Genomic DNA, 6,597 nt, shown 5'->3' on the forward strand with positions numbered 1-6,597 from the left:
ACGCTGTTATCTTAATGGAGCGGCAGAAATCAATGATTATGGCTACCGTTTTTCATAAGAATACTTAAAGGTTGGTTGATTTTGTAAGAAACAATGTATATTCCGAGAAAAAACATGTATGCTATTTGGTTAAATTATTCCATTAGCTATTATACTTTTTCTTTTTAGTTACAACTGATGTTCCCACCAACACACCACCACTGATGAACAGCAAAACAAGCCACAGGAATATACTGCTTGAGTCGCTGGTTTTCGGGCTTGCCGGAGTGCCTGTATTCGAGTTACTTTCACTCGGTTTGTTACTACCCTGGTTGTTGCCGGGTTCACTATTACCCGGAATGGTGTCTGTTGTCTTAATTTCAAATTCTGTGCTGCATTCACCGTCGTTATAGACAACTGTCAGAGTGTGTTTGCCCACAGAGAGTGTGGCAAGGTAGTCATTTTTCAGCGTGATTACAGTAGAACCGGAAACGGCGGTGTACTTATCCGCAGAAATTGTGTTGCCATCAACCTTTATTTCAGTAAACTTGGAGAAATCACCGTTTGCACGGAAGGTCAGTGTACTGTCGCTTTTCTGTGTCCAAGTGCCATTTGCACCCTCGATAATTTTGTAATCGGGAGTAGTGCCGGATGCCTGCGGAGTCATAGTCAGTTTGGTTGCACCTGAAAATTGTTGCTCGTTATCGGAGCTGTTGCGCACAAACGCAACTTCATTTCCGTTAATTTTCAACTTTGTATTTGGACCGAAAAACCAGCCGTCCTCTCCAGCCTCAGCTGTAGTCTTGAGATACAGCATATAGGTATAAGTCTTGTTCTTATCGAAGGTGGTAATGAGTTTTCCGCCCCAGACAGTAAGATGATCATCGTCATTAAAGAATTCAGCCGAACTGATTCCCTCGCCGTCGGTTTTCCAAGCCTCATAAACCAAGACATATTTTGCACCATCTGGTGTGGTTCCTGTGAACACCGGCTTGTCGCCGTCGTTGAAGGTCAAGGTTGCATTATTGATTTCAATGACCTCAATTTCTTTTTTCTCGACGGGCTTGGTCGGCTTAATTGTTTTTACAGCAGTAACAAAAAGTCCGTTTTGGGTCTTTATTATATTTGCTGAATCTACCATAAAATCTTCTACCATTACGGGACAATTCTCCGAAAAAGCATATCCGTCCTTTGCTTTCAGAGAAATGCTGTACATATAAGTCTTGCCTTCTTCAAAAGCGGTAATTTTTTTGTCTTGCTCAAGAGCATTGTTTTTGTTCTCATCCGAATACCAATAAGCTACCGGCGTTAATGAACCATCTTCATTTTTCTGCATTTCTTCCCAATATTCGTACTCGATCTCATATTTATCTGAGTCGCCGGGTAGGAAAATTTTTGCTCCCTTCTGTGGAACATCGCCGGGCTGATAGTCAAATTTGACATCGTAAATGACTACCTCGTTGATGAGGCTTTGCGTACTTCCCTTTGCTGTAATCGGATTCATAAATTCCCAAGCGGTAAGTGTTTTTCCGTCATCGCTTACATGGAATCTGTTTTCATATAAAATACCGTCAAGTGTAAAGTTGACATCGCTCCCCTCTTTGATGCTGCAGTTTTCATCGGAAAAATCTTTCGAGAAGACATAGCCGTCCTTTGCGGTGAGTACAATGCTGTACCAATATTCGCCGCCTGCAATAGGCGCATGAGGCGTCGCATCTGTGCTTTTAATGACATCGTTAATCGGATTGTTTTCGTTGTAAGCGGCTTCCCAAGATTCTTCGGTAATATCAAATTTTTCGGCGCAGTAGGTAGCAGGACGAGCGGTAAAGGAGATCGGCTGCGACGAATCGAGATTCTTGTTGACATTTACAATAGAAACGTCTGTAATAACCTTGTCGTTGCTATCATCGGGAAGGTCAATCGAGTAAGGGCTGTAAATATACAGTTTTGTGCTCATTTCTTTTATTTCAAGATTCGTGTGCTTACCCGGCGTACCCCATTCATATTCGCCTACAGAAACAACGGTCTCATCTTCGCCGATATAATAGCCTCTGTCTGCAACAAGCACTATATTATAGGAATAGTGGTGACCTGCTTCAAACTGTGTAATCCGCTTGTCTGCCGGAAGAGACGCCATTTTATCCGGGTCGGAATACCAATAACGCCCCGTACCTGACCAAAAGCTTCCCTCTTCCTTCTGGTAAATTTCTCGCCAATACTCATAAGCAACGGTGCAGTTTCCCTCTGTTACAGATGCAGTGGGCTGCGGAGTGTCACCCGCTTTATAATCGCGATGAACATAATCAACGTGAATTCTGTCAATGTAATTGACCCCCGCCGCCAATGCCGTGACCGGCACAATGGACAATCCCATGCATAGAGTGAGTAGAACTGTAATCATTTTTGTTTTTATGGATTTTGTTTTCATATTGGTTTGCTCCTTTCCGCGGCTTTCACCGCATATGAATTGCCAGTATGGATGCCTTATTTATTCGACCGATTACACATAATAAGTATACCATAGAAGAAACTGAATTTTCAGTGAGTTTCCCGAAGTGTCAAGTGACTCTTTGGGAAGCTCACCCTTTAAAACCATTTTCTTACGCAAAAAATGTAGTATAATGTTGTTAAAGGAACGTTGGAAGCAGTACTTATAAGATTCAGTGAAAAACTAAATTAGTACATGGATTAGCTATCCTGCTCGGCGAGGAACATCTGCAATTTATCCGGAGTGTCGGCAACGACATTCAACCAATATAAAAATGGAGAGCGTGTGCCGGAGAATTGAATTTGACTCCCGCGATTTCTGCGGTTGCATAGCTTATCGGATGTGACACAGATAAAATCAAGAATATGTCGGTACGCTATTCAAAAAGCGGAAAACGGTAGCATATCGAAATTTCTGAGCAAACTGAAGGAATTTGATTTGAATGAGTATATCAAGGTCATAAAGTTTAATGAACTCAAAGTATCGTCCATCCAGTTTCAGCTTCCGTCTTACAAGAGCTACTTCGGCATAAAAGAGATTATGGAAAGCGAGTTAGATTTCTTAAAGGCGACCATGCTTTCCAAATTCATGGCTCTCGTAACCAAGTACAGCTATATGCTGATAAAAGAAATAGCAAAGGATTCGAAATTCCTGAAGAAATAGATGTTCGGCATGGCAATGATGCTAAAAAAGGCTAATTTGAGGATTAATGAAATTATAAAACAACAATAAAAGCGATAGCTTCCTTTCGGTTGCTATCGCTTTTATTGTATCCCCTCCGGTTTTGCATAATTTTATTCAAGGATATTATGCTTTAATTGACCGAGGTTTTACTTTATTTAATCATATCTAAGAAATACTGGTGAACGCTTGTGTCATCAGTAAGCTCTGGGTGGAAAGATGTAGCAAGCTGATTGCCTTGACGAGCCGCAACGATATTTCCGTTTACTGTTGCAAGAACATCAACACCTTCTCCAACGCTTTCGATATATGGAGCACGAATAAATACCATAGGTACTTCACCGATACCCTTAACATCAGAAACTGTTTCAAAGCTTCCAAGCTGTCTGCCATAGGCATTTCGCTTAACGGTAATATCCATAGTGCCGAAGTATACATTCTTATCGTTAGAAAGATTATTCGCAAGAAGAATCATACCTGCACAAGTTCCATAGACAGGAAGTCCATCGGCAATCTTCTTTTGGAGAGTATCGAATATATCAAGCTCTTTCAAAAGCTTGCCCATAGTTGTGCTTTCTCCTCCCGGAAGAATAAGGCCGTCAAAATACTTATCTAAATCAGCTTTTCGGCGAATCTCAAAATATTCAACACCAAGCTTTTCCAGTATCTGTTCATGCTCAAAGAAAGAACCTTGAACAGCAAGAACTGCAATAACCATTATCTGCTCTCCATTATTACCTTGATTTCATCAGGATTGATACCAACCATAGCTTCGCCGAGGTCCTCAGAAAGCTCTGCAAGAATAGAAGGATTGTTGTAGTTTGTAACAGCCTTTACGATAGCTGCTGCACGCTTTTCAGGGTTGCCTGACTTAAATATACCTGAACCAACGAATACGCCCTCTGCACCGAGTTGCATCATAAGTGCAGCATCAGCAGGAGTTGCAACACCACCAGCAGAGAAGTTAACAACTGGAAGTTTGCCATTTTCGTGTACAAACTTAACGAGGTCATAAGGAACGGCAAGCTCTTTAGCTGTATTGAAGAGCTCGTCCTCACGCATAGACTGAATCTTTCTCATTTCGCTCTGGATAGTTCTCATATGGCGAACAGCTTGAATAACATCACCTGTACCGGCTTCACCCTTCGTACGAATCATAGATGCACCCTCAGCAATTCTTCTGAGAGCTTCGCCAAGATTTCTTGCACCACAAACGAAAGGAACCTTGAACTTTGTTTTGTCGATATGATATGTGTCATCAGCCGGAGAAAGAACTTCACTTTCATCTATATAGTCGATTTCGAGAGCCTCGAGAATCTGAGCCTCAACGAAGTGACCAATTCTTGCCTTAGCCATAACAGGAATAGAAACTGCTTTCTGAATACCCTTAATCATCTTAGGGTCACTCATTCTTGAAACGCCGCCTGCTGCTCTGATATCAGCTGGGATTCTTTCGAGAGCCATAACTGCGCAAGCACCTGCGGCTTCTGCTATTTTAGCCTGTTCTGGGGTAGTAACGTCCATAATGACGCCGCCCTTGAGCATTTGAGCAAGATTTTTATTAAGACCATATCTGTTTTCTGACATAATATTAGAACTCCCTTATGTTTTATTAAATAACATCTGAAGTCTGTGCACATGACCTACGAAATGTTTACTAAGCTCATTATAGCCGAAACTGTCACTATTGCAATGCACAGATTTTATATTTTTAAGGAGTACAGTTTAAATTTGTTTTAATAAAAATCCCACAGCTTCAATCATATGGAGCTGTGGGATTTCTTTATGAATATTTAATTATTCTAATCGTTCTTAGGCTGCTTTACTTGATTCAGCCTTGTTAGATTCAGCCTTTGAGTTTTCTTCTTTGCTTGATTCTGCCTTTGAGACCTCGCTTGTTTCATTTGCGGATGCGTCAGACACGCTTGAGTCTTTCGAATAAAGCTCTACATCTGCAAGAATAACATCCATACTTGAGTTTCCACTATTCTTAACATAAACAAGTTCGATTGTTAATTTTTCTACATTTTTTATATTAACCTCAAAATTGATAGGCTCAGATTTATTTGTAAGAACCTCACTCTTATAAAGAGTTTTATTATCACCTACAATTTCGAAATATGCCTTTGTATTACTTCCTATATCGCTATAATTATTTTTTTCAACTGCTACTGTACCTTTAATCTTCTTATAATCCTTATTAACATACAGTCCTGCATATGCATTCTCATGATATTTAGAAACAGACATTGTGCAGACATTATCTCCATTATATTCGTTTCCTGCAACGTCCTTAGAGCCGCTCTGATATCTGTAGAAATAATCAGTATTGGAACTATCAAATTTAATATCAGAAAGCTTGACAGGAACCTCTTTATTGAGTTTTTCAAGCTGAGTATCAAGCTTCTTGCGGTTATCACTATCCTCACTGAACATATTCTTAGTATTATCAATTAAATTGACTGCATTTTCATAATCTTTATTATTGAAATATTCGTCTGATTTTTTGATAATCTCATCTACATATGTAGCTATCTGCTCATTAATCTTCTTATCGTTATCGAGGTATGTATTATTGAGGGCGTCCTGAAGGTCAGAGATTGCATATTTATAATCGCCATTATCAAAATCTTTCTTAGCTTCATCAAGATACTTTTGACGAATACCGTCAACAGCCTTCGCCTTTTGTTCCTGTGCCTTTTTATAGTTAGCTGTATCTTTTTCTAATACTTCGCCGTAATAATAGATTGCATTATCATAATCCTTGTCTTTAAGATATTTGTCACCCTTCTTGAGACTATCTGCTGATGATTTAAGCTCATACATTTCTGATTTTACATCGCTGAGTGTTGTCTCATAACTCATAGGCAAATCAGAAATATCATCAAGCTTATTCATTGCTGTATTATAATCAATAGAGCCATCTTTATAACCCTTTTCAACAGCGTCAACCTGAGCCTGAATAGCGTCTATAACGGCCTTATTATCAGAAAGAGCAGAATAATTATTATAATAAAGTTCTTCTGCTGTTTTATAATCGCCGTCATTTATAGCGTTAATCATCTTATTAACCGGGTTATTTGCGTTAGAAACCAATATACAAATAACTATTACTGCTACAATAACTACTGCTAAAATAGCTGAACCAATTATAATCATCTTTTTGCTGATTTTAAAATTGGATTTCTTAGGCTGCTGCATAACTTGTTGTTGACCATTTTGTATGCTATAAGGATTTTGTGGCGCATATGGATTTGTCTGTGGCTGCTGAACCTGCTGTGCATACGGATTTGCCTGTGACTGCTGAGCTTGCTGTGCATATGGATTTGCCTGTGGCTGCTGAACCTGCTGTGCATACGGATTTGCCTGTTGCTGTTGAGCCTGCTGTGCATATGGATTTGCCTGTTGCTGTTGAGCCTGCTGTGCATATGGATTTGCCTGTTGCTGTT

The 6,597-nt window shown here is 39.8% G+C and carries 5 protein-coding genes; 1 reads left to right on the top strand and 4 read right to left on the bottom strand.

All coding sequences use genetic code 11. The features are described from left to right. Positions 1-142: 142 nt before the first annotated feature. Positions 143-2,407, bottom strand: a complete 2,265-nt coding sequence (locus ACLU24_RS10710; RefSeq protein ID WP_412612552.1) for a X2-like carbohydrate binding domain-containing protein — start codon at positions 2,405-2,407, stop codon at positions 143-145. Positions 2,408-2,809: 402 nt separating this feature from the next. Here ACLU24_RS10710 and ACLU24_RS10715 point away from each other — a divergent pair, with 402 nt between their 5' ends. Continuing rightward, positions 2,810-3,130, top strand: a complete 321-nt coding sequence (locus ACLU24_RS10715; RefSeq protein ID WP_412612554.1) for a hypothetical protein — start codon at positions 2,810-2,812, stop codon at positions 3,128-3,130. Positions 3,131-3,302: 172 nt separating this feature from the next. On the opposite strand, the gene pdxT is transcribed toward ACLU24_RS10715, so the two are convergent. From pdxT to ACLU24_RS10730, 3 genes are all read right to left on the bottom strand, one after another. Continuing rightward, a complete protein-coding gene (pdxT, locus tag ACLU24_RS10720) occupies positions 3,303-3,866 on the bottom strand; it encodes a pyridoxal 5'-phosphate synthase glutaminase subunit PdxT (RefSeq protein WP_412612556.1) in 564 nt (187 codons plus the stop codon). Next, positions 3,866-4,735: a pyridoxal 5'-phosphate synthase lyase subunit PdxS gene (pdxS, locus tag ACLU24_RS10725; RefSeq protein WP_412612558.1), complete on the bottom strand. Its 870-nt coding sequence runs from the start codon at positions 4,733-4,735 to the stop codon at positions 3,866-3,868. The genes pdxT and pdxS overlap by 1 nt, the downstream gene beginning before the upstream one ends. Before the next feature lie 225 nt (positions 4,736-4,960). Continuing rightward, on the bottom strand, positions 4,961-6,597 hold a 1,637-nt coding region (locus ACLU24_RS10730; RefSeq protein WP_412612560.1), incomplete at its 5' end, for an NPCBM/NEW2 domain-containing protein.

The sequence above is a fragment of the Pseudoruminococcus sp. genome (assembly GCF_047012705.1).
GTDB lineage: Bacteria > Bacillota > Clostridia > Oscillospirales > Acutalibacteraceae > Pseudoruminococcus.

Coding starts and splice junctions, on each gene's coding strand:
- ACLU24_RS10710 (WP_412612552.1), bottom strand. CDS start 2,407: ATGAAAACAAAATCCATAAAAACAAAAATGATTACAGTTCTACTCACT.
- pdxT (WP_412612556.1), bottom strand. CDS start 3,866: ATGGTTATTGCAGTTCTTGCTGTTCAAGGTTCTTTCTTTGAGCATGAA.
- pdxS (WP_412612558.1), bottom strand. CDS start 4,735: ATGTCAGAAAACAGATATGGTCTTAATAAAAATCTTGCTCAAATGCTC.